Here is a 26,048-nt window from a genome sequence, read left to right on the forward strand (position 1 = left end):
TTTAAGCGAAGCATATTTGTTTTTTAATTAAAACATAAATGTGGTCTAAACAAAAATTAAACATGCTGTTTTTTTTACTAATGATTAGTGGATTAAAAGCGCAACAAGCAATTATTACTTCTGGAGGTAGTGTTAAAAGTAGTGATGGTAGCTTAACTTATACGATTGGAAGCTTTGCTTATCAAACATATTCAAATGTAAACGGTTCTATAACTGAGGGAGTACAACAACCTTTTGAAATATCGACAGTTTTAGGAACCGATTTAGAGGAGGTTAAGCTGCAATTAAAAGCATTTCCAAACCCGACTATTGAAAATCTTACACTTAGCGTTGGGAATTATATAAATGAAAATTTAAGTTATCAACTTTATGATATCCAAGGAAAATTCATACAGCAAGAAGATTTTGAAACTAATAAAACAGTGATTAGTATGTTGAATTTACCAGCAGGTGCTTATTTATTAAGTGTATATGACAAAAATAGATTAATGAAGATATTTAAAATAATTAAAAACTAAATACATGAAGAAATTTTTCTCCTTATTAATAGCAATAATAATTACAAGTAGTGTATTTGGGCAAACTCCAGATCAAATAAGTTACCAAGCAGTAATAAGAGATGCAACTAACGCATTAATCAAAGAGCAATCAATAGGTGTACAAATAAGTATATTAAAAGGTAGTATTAACGGTTCTGCTGTATATTCAGAAACACAAACACCTTCTACTAATAAAAATGGTTTAATTAGCTTAGAAATAGGAAAAGGTATAAATGTGACAGGCAAGTTTAATTCTATAGATTGGTCTAGTGATACTTTTTTTATTAAAACTGAAATAGATCCAGTAGGAGGAACGAATTATAAGATTACAGGTACTAGTCAATTAATGAGTGTTCCTTATGCCTTGCATGCCAAAACTGCTAGTAATTTCTCAGGTACTATTAAAGAAAGTCAAATATCAGATTTAAAGCATACAATTGATACAAATACACAGTTAAGTGAAGCAGAAGTAGATTCTTTTGTAGATAATAATGGGTATTTGAAAACTGAAGTTGATGGAAGTATAACTAATGAAATCCAAGATTTATCGTTAGTTGGAAATAAGTTGAAAATCACTAAAAATGGAACAGCTACAACAATAGATTTAAGTGGGTATCTAGATAATACAGATACGCAATTAACGGAAACACAAGTAGATGCTTTTGTAGATAATAATGGGTATTTAAAAACAGAAGTTGATGGAAGTATAACTAATGAAATCCAAGATTTATCGTTAGTTGGAAATAAGTTGAAAATCACTAAAAATGGAACAGCTACAACAATAGATTTAAGTGGGTATCTAGATAATACAGATACGCAATTAACGGAAACACAAGTAGATGCTTTTGTAGATAATAATGGGTACTTAAAGACAGAAGTTGATGGAAGTGTAACTAATGAAATCCAAGATTTATCGTTAGTTGGAAATAAGTTAAAAATCACCAAAAATGGAACAGCTACAACAATAGATTTAAGTAGGTATCTTGATAATACAGATACGCAATTAACGGAATCACAAGTAGATGCTTTTGTAGATAATAATGGATATTTAAAAACAGAAGTTGATGGTAGTGTAACTAATGAGATACAAGATTTGTCGCTTGTTGGAAATAAATTAAAAATTACTAAAAATGGAACAGCTACAACAATAGATTTAAGTAAATATTTAGATAATACAAATACACAATTAACAGAATCACAAGTAGATGTTTTTGCAAATAATAATGGGTATTTAAAAACAGAAGTTGATGGTAGTGTAACGAATGAAATACAAGATTTATCATTAGTTGGAAATAAATTAAAGATTACTAACAATGAATCTGCAGTAACAATAGATTTAAGTAAATTTTTAGACAATACTAATACACAATTAACGGAATCACAAGTAGATGCCTTTGCAAACAACAATGGGTATTTACAAACAGAAGTTGATGGTAGTATAACTAATGAAATTCAAGATTTATCATTAGTTGATAATAATTTAAAAATTACTAATAATAGTTTAGCAACTACAGTAGATTTAAGTAAGTACTCTGAATTGCCAACCCAATCTGGAAATTCAGGAAAAGTTTTAACTACTGATGGTACTTCATCTTCATGGAGTGCTCCGGCTACACCTTCTCTTGCTGAGGTGCTAACTAAAAGTAGTGATGCAGGCACAAAAACAATTACTAATCTGAGTAAATTAGGTGTTGGAACTTCAACCGTAACTTCAGGAGCAGCAGTAGAGATCAACTCAACAACAGGAGGTCTTCTTTTACCTCGTTTAACTACTGCTGAAAGAGATGCATTAGCTAAAAACCCTGGATTGATTATTTTTAATAAAGAAACAGGTAAGTTTCAAGGATATCAAGGGTTTCCAGAATCTGAACTATTTATTAATCATAATACATTTATAGGAAATTTAACTTTTTCGGGACAATCATTTACAGCTACAGAAACTGGCAATTTCACAAAATTAGTTTTGAACTTCCAGGCAGCAGTAACCGGAGGGACATTAAAAATATATAGTGGTAATACTGTAACGGGTACTCCAATACATACACAATCATATACAGTAGGAGCTGGAGAACAAGAAATTGTACTATCTAATGCAATAAATGTAGTATCTGGTCAGCAATACACTGTTTTTGTAAATACTACTTGTGCGTATTACCCATTTGCTACATATGCCGGAGGTACAGCTTTTACTGTTAATCTTGCATTTCCAGGGGATTTATGGATGAAAGTAAAGTTTGGAAAATCATCATGGGTAGATTTACATTAAAATAAAATTAAAGCTATTAAAAACCGACGCTTATGCGTTGGTTTTTTACATTTAGAAGCTATTTAATGTCGTTCGGAAAGTTTTGTGGATATTCTATGTGATTTTTTAGAATCTTAGCAGAAGATTAAAATCACCCATTTTGGGTGATTTGGAATATTAGTTAAAGTAATACTTTTGAAAAAATAATAATAATGAATTGTCCAAACTGCCAATCAATAATAGTTAATCGTAAAAAGAGAAGTGTCTTTCAAAAAATTATTTTGCCAAACAGCAAAAAATTAAAATGTTTTAGTTGTGCTACAGTGTTTTTTTATTTTCCTTTTTTTGGAAAATCTATCGTTCCATATAAAACTAAAGTAAATAAGCAAATTAGTAATCAAAATATTTAGGCTCATTTTTTATAAAAACAGGAAAAACCCCCTTCTATTAAAGTTCTTTTTTAGTTATATTTATGAGGCTACCCAACTTCATAAACAAAACCATCATGGAATGTCCTAAATGCAACTCTAAATTGATTAAAAAGGTTAAAAGAACTACACTTCAAAAAACTTTATTTCTACCAAAATTATATAAATGTCATTCTTGTAAAAAAATCTTTTCAAGAATTTCATTCATAAATGCTCTTCATATTGTATAGGTATACATACTAGAGATTTCCTTTTCTAAATATAGAAACCGTACCTTTGTCAAAATTTTCTATAAATGATCTCTTTTCAAGATTTAGATTTATCAAATCCACTAAGAAATTCCATTGAAGACTTAGGATTTATCAACCCAACACCAATACAAGAACAAGCTTTTTCGGTTGTTCGTTCAGGTAAAGATGTAGTAGGTATTGCGCAAACAGGTACAGGAAAAACATTTGCTTATATGTTACCTATTTTAAGGGATTTAAAGTTCTCTAAACAACAGCATCCTAGAATATTAGTGTTAGTACCTACAAGAGAATTAGTAGTTCAGGTGGTAGATGAAATTGAAAAGCTAGCAAAGTATATAAACTTACGTGTTTTAGGAGTTTATGGTGGTGTAAATTTAAATCGTCATAAAGAAGCAGTTTTACAAGGAACTGATATTATAGTTGCAACACCAGGTCGTTTATATGATTTGGCAATAAGCAGAGTGTTGAAACTAAAATCTATTCAAAAAGTAGTTATAGATGAAGTAGATGTAATGTTAGATTTAGGTTTTCGTTTTCAATTGTTGAATATTTTTGAATTATTGCCAGTAAGACGTCAAAATGTAATGTTTTCAGCAACAATGACTGAAGATGTTGAAGCGTTAATAGACGATTACTTTGTTGGGCCTAAAAAAATAGCAATTGCAGTAAGTGGAACACCTCTAGATAATATAGAGCAAGTAGCTTATAATGTACCTAATTTTTATACTAAAATTAATTTATTGTTGGAGTTACTATTCGATAAAAATGAATTTGGTAAAGTGTTAATTTTTGCTCCAAATAAGAGGAATGCTGACAGGATATTTAATTTAGTTGAAGATGAATTTCCAAATCAATCTTGTGTAATACACTCTAATAAAACTCAAAATTACCGTTTACGATCAATTGAAGAATTTAATAATGGAAATCATAGGATTTTAATCGCTACTGATGTGATAGCTAGAGGGTTAGATTTAAATGAGATTACTCATGTAATTAATTTTAATCCAACTCAATACCCTGAAAACTATATGCATAGAATTGGTCGTACAGGTCGTGCTGAGCGTAAAGGGAAGTCTATTTTATTTGCAACTGAAAATGAACAAAAGGTAAAGTTAGCGATAGAAGAACTGATGGATTATAAAATACCACTAGTTGAAATTCCTGAACAAGTAGTAATATCTAAAGAATTAACTGAAGAAGAAAGACCAAGTGAAGATAGAGATCAGTCAAAAAATAGAACCTCACAAGAGTATGTTCCAGGTCCTGCTTTTCATGAAAAGAAGGAAAAAAATAAGAAAGTGAATTTAGGTGGGTCTTATAGAAGGGAAATAGTAAAAAAATATAAGAAACCTAAAACGAGAGGGGATAAGAATTACAATAAGCGCAATAAGAAAAAATAAAAATGCAAAGACTTACCGAGCAAGAATTGCACAATTTAGGGATGAATATTGTAGGGAAAAAACTACAAGAAAAAGGGTATGAATTTGTTGCAATTAATAGCACTTTAAAAAAACATCCTCAATTTGTATTGTTTAAAAAAGGAGAGCCAACAATCTTTGTATTAGTAAACGTAACTCAAAACATACAAAACCCAGAAGACTACGATGTTTTATGGATGGAAACATTTAAAGAGCATGCAAAAAAGCAAAATGCGAAAATATGGTATGCAGGTATAGGAATAGCAAATGCTGAAAGTGTTGACTTGCCAGTGTTTAAAAACCAACCATATTATGTTGCTTTTAATGATTTTTTAACCATTTTATAATAATTTATTAGAACTATTTATAAGTATTCCAAAACCAATTATAATTAATTCTATACCATTTATACATTTTTTTTAATTTAACATTAGAAAACACCTGATTATATTGATAATCAGGTGTTTATGTTTTATTTTTGCAATAGGGAAATTAATTAATAAACATTACAATGAAAAAAACATTACTTAAGGGGATTCAAAACTTTATTAAAAACTTATTATTGGTTTTAAGAGAATTTGGCAAAGGAGCTGGATACGCTATAAACCACTAAACAATAAAGATATTTTGAAGAAGAGACACTCGTTTTAAGATAAAGCGAGTGTTTTTTTATTTACTTAATTTAAAGTGTTTTATTTATTCAATTTCTTGCATAATTTTATTTTATAATACTTATATGTTTTTTAAACTAAATCATAAAGGGGGAAAACACTCTTGATTGTCAGTTGGTTATGGTTTATGTTTACCATGGGAAAAATTAATAAATTAACTAACAATGAAAAAAAGATTACTTAAGGGGATTCAAAAAATTTTAAAAAACATGTTATTGGTATTAGCAGAATTTGGCAAGGGCGCTGGATATGCTATAAATCATTAAGCAAAATTTTTTTGAATAGAAAACACTCGTTTTAAGATAAAGCGAGTGTTTTTTTGTTAGTTTTATAAAATGAATGAATTACTAGAAGAGGTTAGAGGTTGTGATATTTGTAAAAATTATATTACACCTAGGCCAGTAGTTTTTGCAAATGAGAAATCTAAAATATTAATTATTGGGCAAGCACCTGGAACTAGAGTTCATGCTTCTGGTATCCCTTGGGACGATGCTAGTGGAAAACAACTCAGAAAATGGTTAGACGTTACTAATGATCAATTTTATAATGTAGATAATTTTGGAATCATTCCTATGGGATTTTGTTATCCTGGTAAAGGAAAAACGGGAGATTTACCGCCTAGAAAAGAATGTGCTCCACAATGGCATAAGTTATTGTTAAATAAAATGCCAAATGTAGAGCTAGTATTATTAATAGGAATGTATGCTCAAAAATATTATTTAAAAGATAAAGCTGAAAAAACGTTAACCAATACAGTTAGTAATTATCAAAAATATCTTCCAAATTATTTTGTATTACCACATCCATCTCCTAGAAATCGTTTCTGGTTAACTAAAAATCCTTGGTTTGAAAAAAATATTCTCCCTGAACTTAAAAATCAAATAAATAAATTACTTTAATGAGCTTCTAACCAATTATCTCCAATACCAATTTCAACATCTAAAGGAACAGATAATTTAAAAGCATTCTCCATTTCTTCCTTTATTATAGGTTTTATGACCTCTAATTCATCTTTATGAGCATCAAAAACTAGTTCATCATGCACTTGAAGTAACATTTTAGAAGTAAAGTTCTCTTGCTTAAAACGGTTGTGGATATTAATCATTGCTAGTTTAATAATGTCAGCTGCACTACCTTGAATAGGTGCATTTACGGCATTTCGTTCAGCAGCACCACGTACAATGGCATTACGAGAATTTATGTCCTTTAAGTAACGTCTTCTTTCTAAAATAGTTTCTACATATCCATGTTCACGAGCAAAATCTACTTGCTTAGAAATATAATTACGTAATTTAGGATACGTTTCATAGTAAGCATCAATTAAAGATTTAGCTTCTTTTCTACTTAAAGATGTTTGATTACTTAATCCAAATGCAGAAACACCATAGATAATTCCAAAATTTACTGTTTTAGCATTACTACGTTGTTCTCGAGTTACCTCTTCTATAGGTACATTAAATACTTTTGAAGCAGTTGAAGCATGAATGTCTTCACCATCTTTAAAAGCTTTAATCATTGTTTCCTCTTCGCTTAAAGCAGCAATAATACGTAACTCTATTTGACTATAATCAGCAGCTAATAATACATGGTTTTTATCTTTTGGAATAAAAGCTTTACGTACTTCTTGTCCTCTTTTAGTTCTAATTGGAATATTTTGTAAGTTAGGATTGTTAGAACTTAGTCTTCCTGTAGCTGCCACTGCTTGTGCGTATACTGTATGAACCCTTTTTGTTTTCGGATTAACTTCATTTGGTAATGCATCAACATAAGTGCTTTGTAGTTTTTTATATTGACGATATAATAAAATGTCTTCTATTATTTTATGGTCTTTAGCTAAGTTTGATAATACATCTTCAGCTGTTGAATATTGACCAGTTTTAGTTTTTTTAGGTTTGTCAACTAGTTTCATGTTTTCAAATAAAACAATTCCTAGTTGTTTTGGAGAACCAATATTGAACTCTTCACCAGCTTGTTCAAAAATTCGTTTTTCTAATTCTTGAATGTCATTTGTTAACTCAGTTGATAAAGAATTTAAAAAATCAATATTTAAATTAATACCTTCAATTTCCATGGCGGTTAAAACGGACACTAAAGGGGTTTCAACATCATTAAATAACTTTGTTACGTTGCCACTTTCTAATTCTTTAGTAAAATGCTTTTTAAGTTGTAAAGTAATATCAGCATCTTCTACGGCATATTCACTTTGCTTTGAAAGTTCAACTTGACGCATAGAAAGTTGGTTTTTTCCTTTTTTACCAATTAATTCAGTAATAGAAACTGGTTGGTAATTTAAATAGGTTTCAGAAAGTATATCCATATTATGACGCATATCTGGATTTATCAAATAATGTGCAATCATAGTATCAAACAATTTTCCTTTTACTGGAATGTTATAATTTGATAAAACTTTAATATCATATTTTAAATTATGACCAATTTTCTCGATTTTTTCGTTTTCAAAGAAAGGTAGAAACTCTTCAATAATAGTTTGAGTTTCTTCCTGGTTTTCTGGAAAAGTTATATAATATCCTTTTCCAACTTCCCAAGAAAAAGAAATACCAATTAATTCTACTTCTAAAGATTTTAAACCAGTAGTTTCAGTATCAAAACACACTGAAGTTTGTTGTTCAAGTTTTTTAAGTAATAATTTTCTGCTTAACGGAGTATTTACTAATTGATAAAGATGGTTAGTGTTTTCAATCGTTTTAAATCCGTTAATATTGTTTTCTTCAGAAACTGTTCCACTTCCAGGTGTAGCAAATAAATCGAATTGTTGATTATCAGTTGTTTGTGTAGTTTTTGTAGTGGTGGTTTCTGTTTGACTTTTCGTCTCGACAGAAAAATTATAAGTTTTTTTTAAGTTTTCAACTAATCTTCTAAACTCCAATTCACTAAATATTTCTGTAGTTTTTTCAAAATTAGGTTGCTCAAAAATAAGTTTATCCTCTTCTAAATCAACAGGAACATCTAGCATAATAGTAGCTAGTTGTTTTGAAAGTAAGCCTAATTCTTGATTAGCTTCTACCTTTTCTTTCATTTTACCCTTTAGCTGATCAATATTTTCAAATAAGCCTTCCATACTACCATAAGCCGCAAGGAATTTTTTTGCTGTTTTATCTCCAACTCCAGGTAATCCAGGAATGTTGTCAACTGCATCCCCCATCATTCCTAAATAATCAATAACTTGTTCAGGGTGTTCAACTCCAAATTTGTCTTTAACTTCTTCAATTCCCCATTTTTCATATCCATTTCCCATTCTAGGTGGTTTGTACATGAAAATATGTTCAGAAACAAGTTGTGCAAAATCCTTATCTGGCGTAACCATGTAAGTTTCTAAACCAGCTTTTTCAGCTTTTTTGGCAAGAGTTCCTATAATATCATCAGCTTCATATCCTGTTTTTACAATAGCAGGGATGTTCATGGCTTCTAATATTTTTTCAATATAAGGAACTGCTATTTTTATTGCTTCAGGCGTTTCTTGTCTGTTGGCTTTGTATTCAGGAAAAGCTTCTACTCTATCAACACTTCCTCCTTTATCAAAACAAACGGCTAAATAGTCAGGTTTCTCTCTTTTTATTACATCTAAAAGAGAATTTGTAAAGCCTAAAACTGCTGAAGTGTCTAGCCCTTTTGAATTTATCCTTGGGTTTTTGATAAAAGCATAATATCCTCTAAAAATTAAAGCGTATGCATCCAGTAAAAAAAGTCGTTTTCTATTTGCCATGTTGTTATATAAAAGCTATTGAAATATCTTATTTGTTTAGAAATAAATCTAAAGTAAATGTCACATTTAACTAAGCAGTAAAGCTACGAAACTTTAACAAGATGTTAAAAATTGATTTTTAGTTTTACCACTATCTTTACATTCTTCTAAAATTAGATATATGCCTCGTTGGATTTCCTTCTTAATTATTGCTTCTTTAATAATTATTGTTTTTGAAGCTTATGCTTTTCAAGCAATTAAAATGCTAACTAAAAATAAAATGATCAGGTATGGATGGTTATTTGTAGGTGCCTTAGCATATATTAATTTTTTTTATGTAATTTTTTCTACAGACAGAAGCTCAGGGCAAACTCGCCAATTTCAATGGGCAGTAGGTTTTTTGTTGTTAATTTTATTACCAAAATTGATAATGATTCTTTTTATGTTAGGAGAAGATATAGTAAGGTTGATAAAAAAGGGGATTTCTTATTTTTCATCTGAAGAAACAAAAGTATTAGGAGGTAGAAGAAAGTTTATAGCTCAATTGGCATTAGGTTTGGCTGCAATTCCTTTTGCAAGTTTATTGTATGGGATTTTTAAAGGAAAATATAATTATAAGGTATTAAAATATGAATTAAGTTTTGATGATTTACCTGAAGCTTTTGATGGTTTTACAATAACACAAATAACAGATATTCATTCTGGAAGTTTTGATAATAAAGAAAAAATTGAATATGCCGTTGATTTAGTTAATAAACAACAGTCAGATGTTATTTTATTTACAGGTGATATAGTAAATAATTTTGCACATGAAATGGATGATTGGATTCCTGTTTTTTCTCAACTTAAAGCTCCAATGGGAAAATATTCAATTTTAGGAAATCATGATTATGGTGATTATTCAAAGTGGAAAAATAAAGAAGATAAAAAAGAGAATTTTGAAGCAATTAAAAATATTCATCCAAAAATAGGGTTTGATTTATTGCTAAATGAGCATAGATATATAGAAAAAGAAGGACAAAAAATAGCACTAGTTGGAGTTGAAAACTGGGGTAAAGGTTTTAACCAAGCTGGAGATTTAAAAAAGGCGTCTGTAGGAGTTGATAAAGAGGATTTTAAAGTTTTAATGAGTCATGATCCAAGTCATTGGGAATACAAAGTAAAAAAAGATGATTTTAATTATCAGTTAACATTAAGTGGTCATACTCATGGGTTGCAATTTGGAATTGAAATTCCTGGTTTTTTTAAATGGAGTCCGTCTCAATATGTGTACAAACAGTGGGCTGGATTATATGAAGAATTTGGTAGATATGTTAATGTGAATAGAGGTTTTGGATATCATGCTTTTCCTGGTAGAGTTGGTATTTGGCCTGAAATAACTGTTATAGAGTTGAAAAAAGCCTAGCTTTTAGCGTTTTTAATCTTAATTTAAGATTTTAGTGCTAAAAAATTAGTACTTTTAGGCGATTTACAGAAAAAAATTATGTTATATGACAAAATTTGGTGAAATCATAAGTGTTAATAAACCTGTGTTAATTGATTTTTATGCTGATTGGAGTGAGTTTGAGCCAAGTATAGACACACTTCGTGATGTTGCTGCTGCTTTAGGTGATAGAGCAAAAGTTATAAAAATAGACATTAGAAAAAATGAGATTTTAGCAGATGCACTTCGTGTAAAGGGAAATCCAACATTTATGATCTATAAAAATGGAGAAATGAAGTGGCGCCAAACTGGAGAGCAAGATGCAAATACGCTTATAGGTTTAGTTCAACAATACGTTTAAGGAATAGCTTTAAAAAGGTATCCTTTCTTAGTATATTCTTCAAGAATTTTTGGTAATGCATAGTAAAGCTTTTCTTTAGCTTTTATACTGTCGTGAAAAACAATTATGCTTCCATTATTGGTGTTTTTTATAACATTTTCAAAACATTCCTCTTTAGATATATTTTTGTCAAAATCTGCTGAAAGAACATCCCACATTATAATTTTATACCCCTTATTTATAAGTTCAGTAGCTTGTGAACGTTTTATTTTACCATACGGTGGGCGAAAAAGCTTTGTGGTAACTTTTTCTTTACTATATTTCTGAATAATTCCCTCAGCTTTCTTTGTATTGTTTATGTAATCTTTTAAGGAGTGTTTCCAGCCATTTAAATGATTAAACGTATGATTACCTATAATATGACCTTCTTCTAAAATTTGATTAAATATAAGAGGATGTTTTCTAATATTGTCACCAATACAAAAAAAAGTAGCTTTTGCATTGTATATTTTTAGTTGATCTAACACAAATTCAGTTACTACTGGAATAGGTCCGTCATCAAAAGTTAAATAAATCTCTTTTTTAGTAGAAGAAAAACACCACGTATATCTTGAAAATAATTTCTTGATTATACGTGGTGTTTTAATTGTGTAAAATTTCAATGCACTAAGGTTTAATAGAGTCTAATTCTTCAGGTAAAGAATCTTGTTCATCACCCATTAAATGCTTAAACAATTTAGCATGATCGATATAGGCTTTAAAAATCTTGTCAGTAAAATCTTTATCTAAATCGTATTGAGTAATTTGTCGCACTATATTCTGGTACATATATAAATTAGTATCAATATTTTCAAAAACTAATTTTTCATCAGCACCTTTAAAGGTAGTGTAATAAATAAGATTTTGTTGAAAAATATCTATTAATGTTTCAGCAGTTTCACGTGCTTTATCTTTATCACCTATTTTGTAATATAATTCAGGATATCCAAGAGAAATACTATAATGGCCAAAATCTTTAATAGGCATTTTGTACAGAGATAAATCTAAAACATCCTTGGCATTAACTGAATCGTTTAATTTTAAAAATTCTTCTGATAAACGCATTAAGTTATTACGTAATGATATAGCATTTCGCTTACTTTGTTCGTCTAAGTATATTTTTCCATTATTAATAGTTTTCCAGTCCCATTTTTTTACATTAGCATACATCTTTTCAGGATCAATTCTTCCCATATCAAACATAGATTTTCCTTTGTTAGAAGTCTTTATAGGTACTAGCTTATAAGACATACCATCTAATTGTAAATAATCTTTCAACCAAATATATTCTTCATCAGCATTTGCACCTCCAGTGAAATAAATTGGACGTTTCCAATCAAAGTTATTCAAGATGTCAAGCATTAAAATTCGGTTCTTAGCAATGCCTTGTCTGTCAATAGTAATATCAATGTAGTCTACTATTTTAGTAGCGTCTTTTTGTGCAACTAAACCAGTTTTTAATACATTTTCTTTATTTACTGGAATACGAATTCTATTAGTTGGGTAAAACTTTTCTTTTACATTATTTTCTTCATCAATATAATAAGTAACTTTATTGTCACTTTCAATCCAACGCATAAAGTTTTTTATAGACATAATAGAGTCTTTAAATCTAGGATGCGGAATATGGTACGCTAAATCTAAAGTTCCATATTTGTATTGATCATGTGTTAATGTTGAAGGAATAGGATCAGCATCGTATGTTTTCTTTTTCATTTGGTCAATGTACCAATCTGTTTGAAAAAGACTAGTATTAACAATCTTTATATCTGGACGAATACCTTCTACTTGTTGCATGTACCATAAAGGGAATGTATCATTATCACCAATAGTAAAAATAATTGCATTTGGATCACAACTTTCTAAATATGTCTGTGCATTTAGTTGTGCTACAAAACGATCTCCTCTATCATGATCATCCCAGTTTTGAGCACCCATTAATACAGGAACTGCTAATAATGAAACTACAGAAACAGCAATTGCTACAGTTTGTTTGTTTGCATACTTTTTAAAGTAATCATATAATGCAAGTACACCGAAACCAATCCAGATAGCAAATACGTAAAAAGAACCTACTACCGCGTAATCACGTTCACGAGGTTCAAAAGGTTTAGGGTTTGTGTAAAATATAATTGCAAAACCAGTAAAAACAAAAAATAAAGTTAAGGCATATAAGTTTTTCTTGTCTTTGTTTATTTGATAAAGTAACCCTATAAAACCTAATATAAGAGGTAGAAAAAAGTAAGTGTTCCTACCTTTATTATTTTTAATTACTTCAGGGAGATTTTGTTGAGATCCAAGTCGCATTTCATCAATAAAATTAATACCACTTAGCCAGTTACCATTTTCAAAATCTAAATGACCTTGAATATCGTTTTGACGTCCAACAAAATTCCACATAAAATAACGCCCATACATATAACCAAACTGGTAATCTACCATGAATTTTATATTTTCAAGGAATGTTGGTCTTCTTTTACTACGAGCTGGAATACCAGCAATTCTTTTATAATGTTTTTCAGAACCTGGGTCAACCATTCTAGGGATAAAACCTTTATGTTTATCAGAATAGTTAGGTATTACGTTTTTGTATTTATTTACAATTTCATATTTACCATTTCTTTTCTCATATTTTGGTTTGTCATCTTTAAAAGGCTGACTAGCGTCTTGTTCTCTGTTATAAGTTATAGAATAATATTTATCATAAAAAACATTAGCATCACCATATTGTTCACGATTGTAATAAGCTAAAAGTTCACGAGCACTTGATGGGTTGTTTTCATTAATAACAGTATCAGCATTAGCACGTATAGGTAACATTAGCCATGATGAAAAACCAATCATTATAAATAGAACAGATAGTATTAATGTATTACCTGTAATTAAATTCTTTTTACGAGTATAGTTTAATCCGAAATAAAACAATCCTATTAAAATAACACCAGCAATGATAGTTCCAGAATTATAAGGTAATCCTATTTGGTTTATAAAAAACAGCTCAGAAACACTAAAGAATTTTAATGTGAAAGGGAATAAAAATTTAAAAACAAAAGCTAAAACCAATATTGAAATTACAGTAGCAATTGCAGTCGTTTTTATAGTAATGTTTTTATAAGTTTTAAAGAAGTATAACATTACAATAGAAGGGATAACCAATAAAGATAAAATATGAACTCCAAATGATAACCCAACCACAAAACTTATGATAACTAACCATTTATTACCCCTAGGTAAGTGGATTGCTTCTTCCCATTTTAAACCTAACCAGAATAATAAAGCCATTAAAAAAGATGACATTGCGTAAACTTCTCCTTCTACAGCACTAAACCAAAAACTATCAGAGAAAGTATAGGCTAAAGCACCTACTAATCCACTACCTAAAACAGCAATCGCTTCGTTTTTGTTAAAATTACCGTTTTTAATTACCATTTTCTTTGCCAAATTGGTAATTGTCCAAAACATGAATAATATGGTGAAAGCACTAGCTAAACCAGACATGAAGTTAACCATTTTTGCCCATTGACTTGGGTCATTACTGAACATAGCAAAAAATGCCCCTAGCATTTGAAATAATGGTGCACCAGGTGGATGACCAACTTCTAATTTTACGGCTGTTGAAATGTATTCACCACAATCCCAAGAGCTTACTGTAGGTTCAAGAGTTAGGGTATAGGTTATTAACGCCACGGCAAATGAAGCCCATCCTAAAATAGTATTCCATTTTTTGTAGTTAAAATCGTTCATATAATTTTTAATAAGTTGTTGCGAATGTACTAATAACTAGTGTGTTTTAAGTATAGCAAAAATATAATTTTGATTTATTTTTTCAGAATAAAGTTCTGTTAAAAGAAAAAAGTAAAATTTATTTTGTCAAAATAAATTTCTGTTTTATATTTGCACCCGCAATAAGCAATTGGCCTATGGTGTAATGGTAACACACTGGTTTTTGGTACCAATATTCAAGGTTCGAGTCCTTGTAGGCCAACAAAGCTCTTACGAAAGTAAGAGCTTTTTATTTGTGTTTTATTTTAAATCAATAGAACCTTTAATCTTCTTTTTAAGTCAACTTATCTTTGAGATAGCTACCAGTAATCGAAAAACATGTTAAAAAGGTAAGAATCATCATAATTTTGATATTATAAATCAAGGGATTATGAAAAAGTTATTACTTTTTATCGTATTTATAGGGCAAGTTACAATAGCTCAGAATTATAATTATCTAGGAACATATTCTTCTAATGGAAAACCAGATTATTTGGAAAACCCAGGAGATAATGTTTCGGTAGAGACTTTAGAAATGATAAGTAATTCTTTGCCAGAATCATATCCAGTTCCAGATTACAATCCACAATATATAACGGCTGGTTATGATACAAGTATTGAGTTAAATGCACAAGCAGACGTATTTGTTACTTTTGTTTCTGAGGGTGCAGGGTATAGAAATGTATTAGGATTTTATACGTATGATATTAATAACCCTCCTACAACAAAACCAAGTGATGAAGATATCACCATAATTTTTCCTAATGTATCTGCATTAGGAAGTGGAGGAGGACTCCAAACTGGAGATAAAGTTAAAATTGGAAGTTTTCCTGCAAATACAGGAATTGGTTGGGTATTGATGGCGAATGCATGGAGTTCAACATATCAAACTGTTGGGTACGGACATTGGACGTTATTTTCTGAACCAAGTTTTAATCCAGAGAGTTCACCAAGTTTACAGTACCACAATGTTTTACTTTCTGATTCAGATAATGAAAGGATTATTTTAGGGTTTGAAGATATTAGAAGAGACTATAGTAGCTGTGATCAAGATTTTAATGATGCTATATTTTATGTAACTGCTTCTCCTTTTTCAGCATTAAAAACAACTAATGTAGCAGATGTTAGTTCGGCTAATAATGTTACATCTTCATATGATGGTGGGCTTGAGAGTAATGGGAAATTAGCTCAGTTGATTGCAAAAAGAAATCTTGACAGAAGTAAAAACAAAACGTTTAAAAATATTAAAGAATTTCAAAAGCCTTTTAATAAATTAAAGTTATTAAAAAAAGGATCAAAAACATTAGTAGATTATTTACCAACAACAGGTATGTATGGAAATGAAACTTCAAATGTATCTAGTCCAACAGACCTTATAGGGATAACAAATGCTAAAGAAGTGTTTTCGGTAGATTATTATAATGGTAGTGAAAGAGTTTCAGCTGTGTTAGCAACTAGAACAGAGGGTAAAGTGTATGATCATTCTAAGGCCATTTGTGATCGTTTAAATAATTCTGAAATAGAAGATGTAAGAACAGTAATTACCAGAGAACATAAAATTGTAAGTTCAAAAATAAAGAGAGCAAATGGTGTTATTGAATATACACTAAGCTTTTCAGTAAAAACTGGTGATGGTGATAATGAATTGCATAGTTATTGGAATATAGATAAATACCCAGAAGGAGATTATATGAATTTTCAAGTATGGGGGAGCACTTATTCTCAAGTGTTTTCGGTAGCAAATTATATTTTAGATTCTTTTATTGAAGATAAAACACTGACTAGCAATCCTGAAGAAACAACAATACCAACGGTGTTTGTAAAGTCTGGAAGCTATTCTAATGGAAAAATAACGATTGATATTATTAATAAAAGTAAGAGTAAAGAAATAGTTTTTGACGGTAATATATATCCAACTGAAACTTCTAATTCATTTAATATGAATACAGCAATAGAGTTGTCAGGAGAATGGAATGAAACTTTAACTATAGAAACAGGAGTGTTGTTCGATATTGGTTTTTCTTTAAGTGTGCCAGGAAATGATCAAATAGATGCATTGTATTTAGCTGATGGGCCATGGGGTTTAGATTATTTAAAAGAATACGCAAGTGTAACTAGATTTGAAGTAACAAATAATGATGTAACTGATGTAGAAGGAATTTATGAGGTGAATAGAGAGATAGAAGTGGAAGGGAAGGTAAAAGGGAATATGAATATTTTTAGACACCTTTTAGCTGGAGATCAAACATTAGATGTTGCTGAGTATGACTATTTATCTTTTACTGTTAATACAAATAAAGATATCGAGATAGTGTTAATGCCAGAAGGTTTGGAAGATTGGAGCTCTAGGTTACGTTATAAAATAAAAGGAAACTCTAAAGAAACAAAATATGAGATAAATTTTAATGATTTTGTAGATCAGAATGGCGTAAAAGGTGATGTGAAAGATGTTAAAACAATTGTTTTTTCTGTGATAGGAGATTATATTAATGAGGTTGAATATTCTGTAGGTATTAAAGACGTAGTTTTTAGAAGTGGAGTTGCTTTAGGTGTTCAAGATTTTGCAGATACAGCATCTAATGATAAGCTTTTAAATTACCCGAATCCATTTAAAAATACCACAATGATTAGGTTAAATAGAGAATCATCTTTTGCAAATATTAAGGTTTTTGATTTATTAGGTAGAGTGGTTTATTCAGAAAAAGTACAAACATCATTCAGTAATAGAAAGCAAGTAGTGTTTAACGAACCAGGATTTACTTCAGGAATATATAAATATATGGTAATTGATGATGAAGAAAATAAATATAATGGAACTTTTATAGTAGCTAAATAGTTAAATGAAGCGTTAAAAAAAGTAATTATGATTTTTTAATAAAGTTTGTGTTTTTTAATACAAACTTTATTTTTATATTTGCACTCACAAATTATTGGCCTATGGTGTAATTGGCAACACACCGGTTTTTGGTACCGACATTCAAGGTTCGAGTCCTTGTAGGCCAACTTAAAAGTCTTAACTATATTTTAGTTAAGACTTTTTTTTGTAACAAGTTTTAAAACGGGTCGTCTTCTTTTTAAAACCAAATATTATGAAACAATTTTTAACTGCATTTTTTTGCTTATTTTTAGTTAGCATTAATGCACAAGAAGCAAAATTTAAAAGCTTTTATAAGGCAAATAAAGACAAAACAGCTTTCTCAATAAATTTATCAAGTTCTTTTGCTGGTTCATTTTTTGATGATGAAGATGATGACGAAATTAAAAATCTAATTAAAAAGTCAAGTGATTTTAAACTTATGATTTTTGATAAGAATAGAAGCGATGTAGCTAAAGATTTTAAAAGGTTTTCTAGAAGGAATAAATTGAAAACTTTGATAAGAGCTAAGGATAAAGGAGGGAAAGCAGAAATTCTTTTTATCGAAAGAAACAATTTAGTAAGAGAAATCATTATAAAAGCAAGTGCTGATGATGATAAACTTGTTTTGTTGGGGGTTAAAACCAAATTAACAAAAGAAGAGTTAGCTTCAATTATTAGTTCATCAAATAATAAAGATGTTGCTTCCAAATAAAATAAAAAAGGCGGAAAAATTATTTCCGCCTTTTTTTATTGAATTGCCTTTTTTAAACTTTCAATAACCTTTTTACTATTTCCTATATAAATTTCATTGTTTACGATGAAAACAGGGCGTTTTAAGAAAGTGTATTCATCTAAAATATATTGTTTGTAATCAGTTTCTGTTAATGTTTGATTTTTTAAATCCATTTCTCTATACAGTTTTGCTCTTTTATTAAATAACGCTTCAAAACTTCCGCTTAAACTATACATTTCTTCTAGTTGTTTTATAGTAATTGGAGTTGATTTAATTTCTTGTTTTTCAAAACCATCTAAGTTTACTTCTTTTAAAATTCTTCGACAAGTATCACAGGTTTGTAAAAAATAAACTTTCTTCATTTTATGTAAATGTTTAATAATATATTTGAGCTAAAATAAACAGAAAAATGGATACACAATTTGAAGTTCTAAAAAAATCTAGAGAGTTAGTGTTTAATCTTATAGATGGACTAACTATTGAGCAGTTACATAAGATTCCAGAAGGGTTTAATAATAATATAGCTTGGAATGTTGCTCATTTGGTAGTAACTCAACAATTGTTACATTATAAATTATCTGGATTACAGTGTTTAGTGTCAGATGAATTGATAGATAATTATAGAAAAGGAACTAAGCCATCAGAAACTTTTACTGAAGAAGAGTTAGAAGAGGTGAAAGAATTGTTGTTGGGATTACCTGATACTTTAAAAGAAGATTTTGAAGCTGGTATTTTTACAGATTATACGTCTTATAAAACAAGTACAGGTTTTGTTTTAGATTCTTTTAAAACTGCTCTAGCTTTTAATAATATGCATGAAGGAATGCATTTAGGAGTAATTATGGCAATGAGAAAGTTAGTGTAAATTTTTAGTAGTATGAAATTTAATACTAAAGCTATACATGGTGGTCAACAGCATGAAGAAGCAACAGGGTCGGTAATGACCCCGATTTTTCAAACTTCTACATATGCTCAATCTAGTCCTGGTGTGCATAAAGGTTACGAGTATTCACGTGCAGCTAATCCTACAAGAACTGCTTTAGAAAATGCATTTGCATCTATAGAGAATGGAACTCATGGGTTTGCCTTTTCTTCAGGGTTGTCTGCTATTGATTGTGTACTACGTTTATTAAAACCAGGTGATGAGATTATTACAGGAGATGATTTGTATGGTGGAACGTATCGAATGTTTACCAGACTGTTTCAAAAATATGATTTAAAGTTTAAATTTGTTGATGTAGGTGAAGTTACTAATGTAGTTGATGAGGTTTCTGATGCAACAAAGTTAATTTGGTTAGAAACGCCTACCAATCCATTAATGAAAATAGTTGATGTTGTAGGAGTAACTAATGCTGTAAAAAATAAAAACCCTGATATTTTAGTTGCTGTTGATAATACATTTGCAACCCCTTATTTACAACGTCCATTAGATTTAGGAGTAGATATTGTTATGCATTCAGCTACTAAATATCTAGGAGGTCATTCAGATTTAGTAATGGGAGCTCTAATGGTAAAAGATGAAAAGTTAGCTAAAGAGTTACACTTTATACAATTCGCAGCTGGGGCGATAGCTGGCCCTATGGATTCCTTTTTAGCATTACGAGGCATAAAAACATTACATTTACGTATGCAACGCCATTGCGAAAATGGAATGGCTGTAGCTAAATTTTTGAAAGAGCATAACAAAGTAAGTAAGGTATATTACCCAGGTTTAGAAAGTCATCCTAATCATGAAATTGCTAAGAATCAAATGGATGATTTTGGCGGGATGGTTTCTTTTCGTTTGAAGGATGAAAGTAAAAAAGCAACGTTTAAATTTTTAGAGAGCACTAAGTTATTTACGTTAGCAGAATCTTTAGGAGGAGTAGAGAGTTTAGTGAATCATCCAACTACAATGACTCATGCTTCAATTCCAGAAGAAGAAAGATTAAAAATAGGAATTACTGAGTCTTTAATTAGATTAAGTGTTGGTGTTGAAGATATAGATGATCTATTAGATGATTTGTCACAAGCTTTAAAGCAGTAAGAAATATTTTAAATTTACTTTTAAAAGAATCTTTTATAGGTTTTTATCAGAATTATAAAAAAAGAAAAGCACTACAATGTAGTGCTTTTCAATTTAATTATCATTGTTGATTAATCCCCCAATTATCAAAATGATTCCCCTTGTATATTACACTGCAAATATGAGATTAAAAAATAATTTAATATAGGCTTAATGTATAGTTTGCATATCTTCATGTATAATTTGCATATAATTTGTTATGAGATGTATTATTTATGATGTGAGGGCACTAAAATGAGGTTTTTTCAATTTTAATTTTAGCTTTTTAAAGGTTACATTTGATACAAATACTATAATATGATAAGAGCAGTTATTGTAGATGATGAGCCTAAGGCAATTCAAGGTCTTACCTGGGAATTGTCTAATTTTAATAATGACTTAGAAATTATTAAAACTTTTACTGAGGCTGATAAAGCAATTGAATATATCAATTCAAATGTTCTTGATTGTTTATTTTTAGATATTGAAATGCCAACTATGGATGGTTTTCAATTGTTAGAAAAACTAGAGAGAAAAGATTTTGCGGTTGTAATAACAACTGCTTATAATGAGTATGCTATAAAAGCATTAAAAAACCAAGCAATTGATTACTTGTTAAAGCCTGTTGATTCTGATGACTTGGAAGAAACATTAAGTCGAATAAAAAATTACTATTCTAAAACTAGTAGTACAAGTAAGTTTGATAAAATATTATCAAGTTTTAATGAGAAGTTTAATAGACGTAAAATTACAATTAATACCGATGGAAAGCTTGTTTTTTTAGAGGAATCAGAAATTTTGTTTGTTGAATCTGATGGAAACTATTGTTCAATACATACAATAAATAATAAAAAAATAGTAATAACTAAAAAATTAAAAGAAGTTAATATCTTGTTGCCTGACGATCATTTTTTTAGAATTCATAATTCTTTTATTATCAACCTTAATAAGATAAAAGAGTTTTTAAAATCAGATGGCTATGTTATTTTAGAAAACAATCATAAAATACCTGTTTCAAGGCAGAAAAAATCAGATTTTTTAGACAAATTTTAAAATTTAATGAAACTCTTTCCCTTATATATTTTCTTTTTTTGTATAAACTTCAGTGGATATTCTCAAGATCAACCTGTTGAGAGTGAAACTATGATTAAAGCTTTTTTTAAAGAAGACTTTAACGACTATTTTCAAGTACAGCATTATTTTAATAAGACGCAGTTTGGAAAAGGTGAAATAGATTTCCTATTAGAAAAAAGTAAGGGGAGTAAAAATATTCTAGGAAAAATTTATTCTTATACCTTATTAGGTAGGTATTATAGAAATAAAACAACCTATGAAAAAGCAATTGAAAATTATTTAAATGCGCTTAATTTATCAAGAGAGTTTAAAAAGGTAAATGCAGAAATTGTTGTATTAAATCAAATAGGGGTTGTTTATCGAAGACAAGATAAAATAAGAAGTGCTTTAAACTATCATCAATTTGCTCTTGAGTTAGTAAATAAAATACCCAATCCTACCAAAGACATAAAAATAAGTAAAAGTGTATGTGAAAATAGTATTGGTAATATATATTTAAAACTGAAGCAATATAAATTAGCGCTAGAAAAATTTGAAAAAGCAATTGTAACCCAACAAGAGTTACAAGATAAAAGAGGACTAGCAATTAATCACCAAAATATTGGATTTGCATACCAAAATTTAGAAAAATTAGACAGTGCATTGGTTAATTATAATAAGTCGTTACAATACAATTTAGAAAATAAATCTAGAATAGGTAAGGTTATATGTCATAATAGTATTAGTAATGTTTTAATTTTAAAAGGTGAATATAAAAAGGCTTTAAAATATATTGAAGAAGTAAAAGTTTTATCTGAACAAATAGGAAACAAATTTTACATATCTAGAATTTACAACACTCTTGGTTATTGTCAAATAAAATTAGGGAAACTTGATGAAGGTAAAAATAATGTAAACAAGTCTTTAAGTATTTCGTTAAAGCATGGTATTCCTACTAATACAAATAAATCATATGAATATTTATCAGAAATTTATAGGTTAAAGAGAGATTTTGAGAAAGCGTATGTTTTTTATAAAAAATCTATTGTAGGAACTCATAAAACATTTAATGATAGGAATATTCTTTATGTGAATAACTTGATTAATAAGTATGATAATGAAGTAAAAAATAATAAAATAAAAAGTTTAGCGAAAGAAAATGAGATTACTAAATTAAAGCTTACTCGAAATAGAAATATTTTAATAATAGCTTTAGTTTCAATTGCTTTATTTGGTGTTTTACTGTATGCTATCTATGGCCAACGTTTGTTAAGTAATGATAAAAAAATACTGGTGCTAGAGCAAGAAGCACTACAAAATCAAATGAATCCTCATTTTGTGTTCAATGCGCTTAATTCGATAAAACTTTATATTATAAATAATGAACAGAAAAATGCAGTTTATTACCTGAATAAATTCTCAAAACTAATTAGAAGTATTTTAGAATCATCAAAAACAAAAGAAGTTCCTCTAAGTGATGAGTTAAAAACAATGAACCTATATATGAGTATTGAAAATATTAGGTTTTCAAATGAAATTGTTTATCATGAAAATATTGATGAAGGAATAAATTTAGACAAAGTAAAAGTACCTCCTTTAATTTTACAACCGTTTTTAGAAAACGCAATATGGCATGGTTTGTCTTCAAAAAAAGGAATAAAAAAAGTAAGCTTATCTGTACTTAAAGTATCCAATGATTTTATACAAATTGATATATCAGATAATGGGATAGGGAGAGAGGAAGCTTTAAGAATAAAAAAGAACAAATCACTTAAAAGAAAGTCAATAGGTATTGAGTTAACAAAACAACGGTTGCAAAACTTTACAGATGAGTTTAAGAATTGTTATTCATTAGTTTATACTGATTTAACTGATAAAAATAATTCTCCAGCTGGGACAAAAGTATCATTGAAAATACCACTTAGTTAAAAATCAAAAGATAACTGTATCCAAACTGGATCTTTTTTATCAGTATCTAAGTTACTAAATGATATACCTAACAGCCTAACAGATTCTTTTAATTCCTCTTGATATAAGAGCTCTTTAATAATAGGCATAAAGTCTTTTTTTAAATGAATATACTCAGAAACAGTTTTACTTCTTGTTTGTTGAGTAAAATTACTATATTTAATTTTTAAGGTTAATGTTTTTCCTTTGGTTTTAGAATGAAGCATTCTTTTTTCTAACTCTTCTGCTATTGCATCAAGCCGTTCTATCATGTATATTTCTGAAGAAATATTTTCATTAAAAGTTCTTTCAGCAGCTATAGATTTACGAATTCTGTTAGGTTTTACTTTGCTGTTCTGCATACCTCTTACTATGTTATAGTAGTGTAAGCCAGATTTCCCAAAAAGTTTAATGAGTTCTTCTAAGTTTTTTCTCTTTAAATCTAAACCAGTAAATATCCCTAAGTTATGCATCTTAGCTGCGGTTACCTTTCCAACGCCATAAAACTTATTTACAGGGAGTTTTTCTAAGAAGTCAATAACTTCATTAGGTTTAATTGTTTTTTGTCCGTTAGGCTTGTTAATATCAGAAGCTACTTTGGCTATAAATTTATTAATAGAAATACCTGCAGAAGCACGTAATTCTAATTCTTCCCAGATACGTTGACGAATTTCTTGTGCAATTAAACTAGCTGACGAAATACCTTTTTTATTTTCAGTGACATCTAAATAGGCCTCATCTAAAGATAAAGGCTCAACCAAATCAGTATAGTCATAAAAAATAGCTCTTATTTTCGATGATATTTCTTTGTAACGACTATATCTTGGTTTTACAAAAATTAAATGCGGACATTTTTGTTTTGCTAAAGCGCCACTCATTGCTGATCGTACGCCAAATACTCTGGCTTCATAACTAGCAGCAGATACAACACCTCTAATTTCATTACCTCCAACAGCAACAGGTTTACCCAGTAAATCGGGATTGTCAAGCTGCTCTACAGAAGCATAAAATGCATCCATATCAACATGAATTATTTTTTTATATGGAGGTTGTAAGTCTATACAGTAAAAATATAAAAACTCCCAAAGAAAGTTAACTTTCTTTGGGAGTTTTTATAGGAGTATTATGGTAACTTATTTAAAAATTGACCTAAAAATATCATTTCCGTTTGCAAATAGTAATAATGCTAGTAAAAATACAAAACCTATTACCTGTGCATATTCTAAGAATTTATCACTTGGTTTTTTACCAGTAATCATTTCCCATAAGGTAAATACTACATGACCACCATCTAATGCTGGAATAGGTAATAAATTCATAAAACCTAACATGATTGATAAGAAAGCTGTAATATTCCAAAATGCTTGCCAACTCCATGTTACAGGAAAGATATCCATTATCGATTTAAAACCACCTAAGCCTTTCCAAGCTCCAGTACTAGGGTTTACTATTTTTTTCATTTGCTTGATGTAGTTTGTTAAGGTACTCCAAGCTTTATTTGTTCCTGCAGGAATTGCTTCAGTAAATGTATAAGATTTACTCGCTAATTTGTAGTATCCTAATTTTTCTAAATTAGACATAGAAACACTAGTCCACATTACACCTAAATTCCCATGATTTGATACTTTAACAGGAACATTTTTAGTTTCTTCACCTCTTTTTAAAGTGATCGATATATCTTGACCTTTTAAGTTTTTTAGTATAGGTTTAGCTTCGTCATAATAAGTAATAGAAGTACCATTAATGGCTGTGATTATATCTTTTGGTAAAATATCAACCCCAGCATTTAAAGAGTCTTTTTGAACTTTAGCAATAACAAATGGATATCTAACAGCTAAAAAAGGTCCAGCATCTTTTCCTCTATCAACTAATTTAGAAATAAAATCTGTAGGGATTTTTTTCTCTATTGTTTCTCCGTTACGTTCAACAGTATATGTATTTCCATTAATAAATTGTATTGTTAGTTCTCTAAATTTATTAACTTTTTCACCATCAATTGACAATACTTTATCTCCAGTTTGCAATCCTAAATCGGCAGCTAGTTGGTCTTGAACCCAAACACCATCTTTTACGCTGTCATTAGGTAAAAATTTCTCACCATATCCCCACATTAGGCATATATATATTAAAATACCCAACACAAAATTAACAACCACACCACCTAACATAATAATTAAACGTTGCCATGCTGGTTTTGATCTAAATTCCCATGGTTTAGGTTCTTCTTTTAACTGCTCAGTATCCATACTCTCATCAATCATTCCAGCAATTTTTACATAACCACCTAAAGGAATCCATCCAATACCATAAACAGTTTCACCAATTTTCTTTTTAAATAAAGAAAACTTGTAATCAAAAAATAAGTAGAACTTTTCTACTTTGGTTTTAAATAGTTTGGCTGGTATAAAATGGCCTAACTCATGAAGAACAATTAAAAGCGATAAGCTTAAAATAAATTGTGATGCTTTTATTAAAATTTCCATAAATGGGTTTATTTCTAAAATTTAAAATTTGACAAATGTACGTTTTTAAAAAGAGTTCTAAAAGTTTGCAATAGGAGGGATTCATTGATTTAACAAACTTTTTGTAGTATGA

At 29.3% G+C, this 26,048-nt stretch carries 19 protein-coding genes and 2 tRNA genes; 15 read left to right on the forward strand and 6 right to left on the reverse strand.

Annotated features, from left to right (window positions below):
• Positions 1-62 precede the first annotated feature (62 nt).
• The 5 genes from BLV71_RS07085 to BLV71_RS07110 all read left to right on the forward strand — a co-directional run bounded on the left by BLV71_RS07085 (position 63) and on the right by BLV71_RS07110 (position 6,451).
• Entirely contained in the window at positions 63-518 is a 456-nt protein-coding gene (locus tag BLV71_RS07085; RefSeq protein WP_176974365.1) for a T9SS type A sorting domain-containing protein, read from the forward strand.
• Positions 519-522: 4 nt separating this feature from the next.
• A complete protein-coding gene (locus tag BLV71_RS07090) occupies positions 523-2,805 on the forward strand; it encodes a hypothetical protein (RefSeq protein WP_093869869.1) in 2,283 nt (760 codons plus the stop codon).
• A 702-nt stretch (positions 2,806-3,507) separates the two neighbouring features.
• Positions 3,508-4,863 carry a DEAD/DEAH box helicase gene (locus BLV71_RS07100; protein WP_176974366.1) on the forward strand — a complete coding sequence of 452 codons (1,356 nt, stop codon included), beginning with the start codon at positions 3,508-3,510 and terminating at the stop codon, positions 4,861-4,863.
• Between the two features lie 2 nt (positions 4,864-4,865).
• Entirely contained in the window at positions 4,866-5,228 is a 363-nt protein-coding gene (locus tag BLV71_RS07105) for a Na(+)-translocating NADH-quinone reductase subunit F (protein WP_093869871.1), read from the forward strand.
• Between the two features lie 659 nt (positions 5,229-5,887).
• Positions 5,888-6,451, forward strand: coding sequence for a uracil-DNA glycosylase family protein (locus BLV71_RS07110; RefSeq protein ID WP_093869872.1), 564 nt, complete (start codon positions 5,888-5,890; stop codon positions 6,449-6,451).
• On the opposite strand, the gene polA is transcribed toward BLV71_RS07110, so the two are convergent.
• Entirely contained in the window at positions 6,448-9,276 is a 2,829-nt protein-coding gene (gene polA, locus BLV71_RS07115) for a DNA polymerase I (RefSeq protein WP_093869873.1), read from the reverse strand. The genes BLV71_RS07110 and polA overlap by 4 nt on opposite strands.
• Before the next feature lie 160 nt (positions 9,277-9,436).
• Here polA and BLV71_RS07120 point away from each other — a divergent pair, with 160 nt between their 5' ends.
• Positions 9,437-10,660 (forward strand): metallophosphoesterase, encoded by a 1,224-nt coding sequence (locus tag BLV71_RS07120; protein ID WP_093869874.1) that lies wholly within the window; start codon positions 9,437-9,439, stop codon positions 10,658-10,660.
• Between the two features lie 85 nt (positions 10,661-10,745).
• A complete protein-coding gene (locus BLV71_RS07125; protein WP_093869875.1) occupies positions 10,746-11,039 on the forward strand; it encodes a thioredoxin family protein in 294 nt (97 codons plus the stop codon).
• Here BLV71_RS07125 and BLV71_RS07130 read toward each other — a convergent pair.
• Positions 11,036-11,680, reverse strand: a complete 645-nt coding sequence (locus BLV71_RS07130) for a polysaccharide deacetylase family protein (protein WP_093869876.1) — start codon at positions 11,678-11,680, stop codon at positions 11,036-11,038. The two genes, BLV71_RS07125 and BLV71_RS07130, sit on opposite strands and share 4 nt — an antisense overlap.
• A gap of 4 nt (positions 11,681-11,684) precedes the next feature.
• Positions 11,685-14,801: a glycosyltransferase family 117 protein gene (locus BLV71_RS07135; protein WP_093869877.1), complete on the reverse strand. Its 3,117-nt coding sequence runs from the start codon at positions 14,799-14,801 to the stop codon at positions 11,685-11,687.
• 170 nt (positions 14,802-14,971) lie between these two features.
• Here BLV71_RS07135 and BLV71_RS07140 point away from each other — a divergent pair.
• From BLV71_RS07140 to BLV71_RS07155, 4 genes are all read left to right on the forward strand, one after another.
• A tRNA-Gln gene (locus BLV71_RS07140) sits at positions 14,972-15,042 on the forward strand.
• A gap of 168 nt (positions 15,043-15,210) precedes the next feature.
• On the forward strand, positions 15,211-17,655 hold the full coding sequence (locus tag BLV71_RS07145) for a DUF4114 domain-containing protein (protein ID WP_093869878.1): 2,445 nt from the start codon (positions 15,211-15,213) through the stop codon (positions 17,653-17,655).
• A 95-nt stretch (positions 17,656-17,750) separates the two neighbouring features.
• Positions 17,751-17,822, forward strand: a tRNA-Gln gene (locus tag BLV71_RS07150).
• A gap of 86 nt (positions 17,823-17,908) precedes the next feature.
• Complete coding sequence (locus BLV71_RS07155) at positions 17,909-18,388, forward strand: DUF4252 domain-containing protein (RefSeq protein WP_093869879.1); 480 nt, start codon at positions 17,909-17,911, stop codon at positions 18,386-18,388.
• A 35-nt stretch (positions 18,389-18,423) separates the two neighbouring features.
• Here BLV71_RS07155 and BLV71_RS07160 read toward each other — a convergent pair whose 3' ends face one another.
• On the reverse strand, positions 18,424-18,771 hold the full coding sequence (locus BLV71_RS07160; protein ID WP_093869880.1) for an arsenate reductase family protein: 348 nt from the start codon (positions 18,769-18,771) through the stop codon (positions 18,424-18,426).
• A gap of 47 nt (positions 18,772-18,818) precedes the next feature.
• Here BLV71_RS07160 and BLV71_RS07165 point away from each other — a divergent pair, with 47 nt between their 5' ends.
• The 4 genes from BLV71_RS07165 (at position 18,819) to BLV71_RS07180 (ending at position 23,435) form a co-directional block, all read left to right on the forward strand.
• A complete protein-coding gene (locus BLV71_RS07165; RefSeq protein ID WP_093869881.1) occupies positions 18,819-19,274 on the forward strand; it encodes a DinB family protein in 456 nt (151 codons plus the stop codon).
• Between the two features lie 12 nt (positions 19,275-19,286).
• Entirely contained in the window at positions 19,287-20,435 is a 1,149-nt protein-coding gene (locus tag BLV71_RS07170; protein WP_093869882.1) for a cystathionine gamma-synthase, read from the forward strand.
• Between the two features lie 336 nt (positions 20,436-20,771).
• Entirely contained in the window at positions 20,772-21,506 is a 735-nt protein-coding gene (locus BLV71_RS07175) for a LytR/AlgR family response regulator transcription factor (RefSeq protein WP_093869883.1), read from the forward strand.
• Between the two features lie 6 nt (positions 21,507-21,512).
• On the forward strand, positions 21,513-23,435 hold the full coding sequence (locus BLV71_RS07180) for a tetratricopeptide repeat protein (RefSeq protein WP_093869884.1): 1,923 nt from the start codon (positions 21,513-21,515) through the stop codon (positions 23,433-23,435).
• On the opposite strand, the gene dinB is transcribed toward BLV71_RS07180, so the two are convergent.
• Entirely contained in the window at positions 23,432-24,514 is a 1,083-nt protein-coding gene (gene dinB, locus BLV71_RS07185; RefSeq protein WP_093869885.1) for a DNA polymerase IV, read from the reverse strand. The genes BLV71_RS07180 and dinB overlap by 4 nt on opposite strands.
• A 72-nt stretch (positions 24,515-24,586) precedes the next feature.
• Complete coding sequence (gene rseP, locus BLV71_RS07190; protein WP_093869886.1) at positions 24,587-25,936, reverse strand: RIP metalloprotease RseP; 1,350 nt, start codon at positions 25,934-25,936, stop codon at positions 24,587-24,589.
• Positions 25,937-26,048 lie beyond the last annotated feature (112 nt).

Origin of the sequence: Tenacibaculum sp. MAR_2010_89 (genome assembly GCF_900105985.1) — a bacterium.
In the GTDB taxonomy this organism is placed as follows: Bacteria; Bacteroidota; Bacteroidia; order Flavobacteriales; family Flavobacteriaceae; genus Polaribacter; species Polaribacter halocynthiae.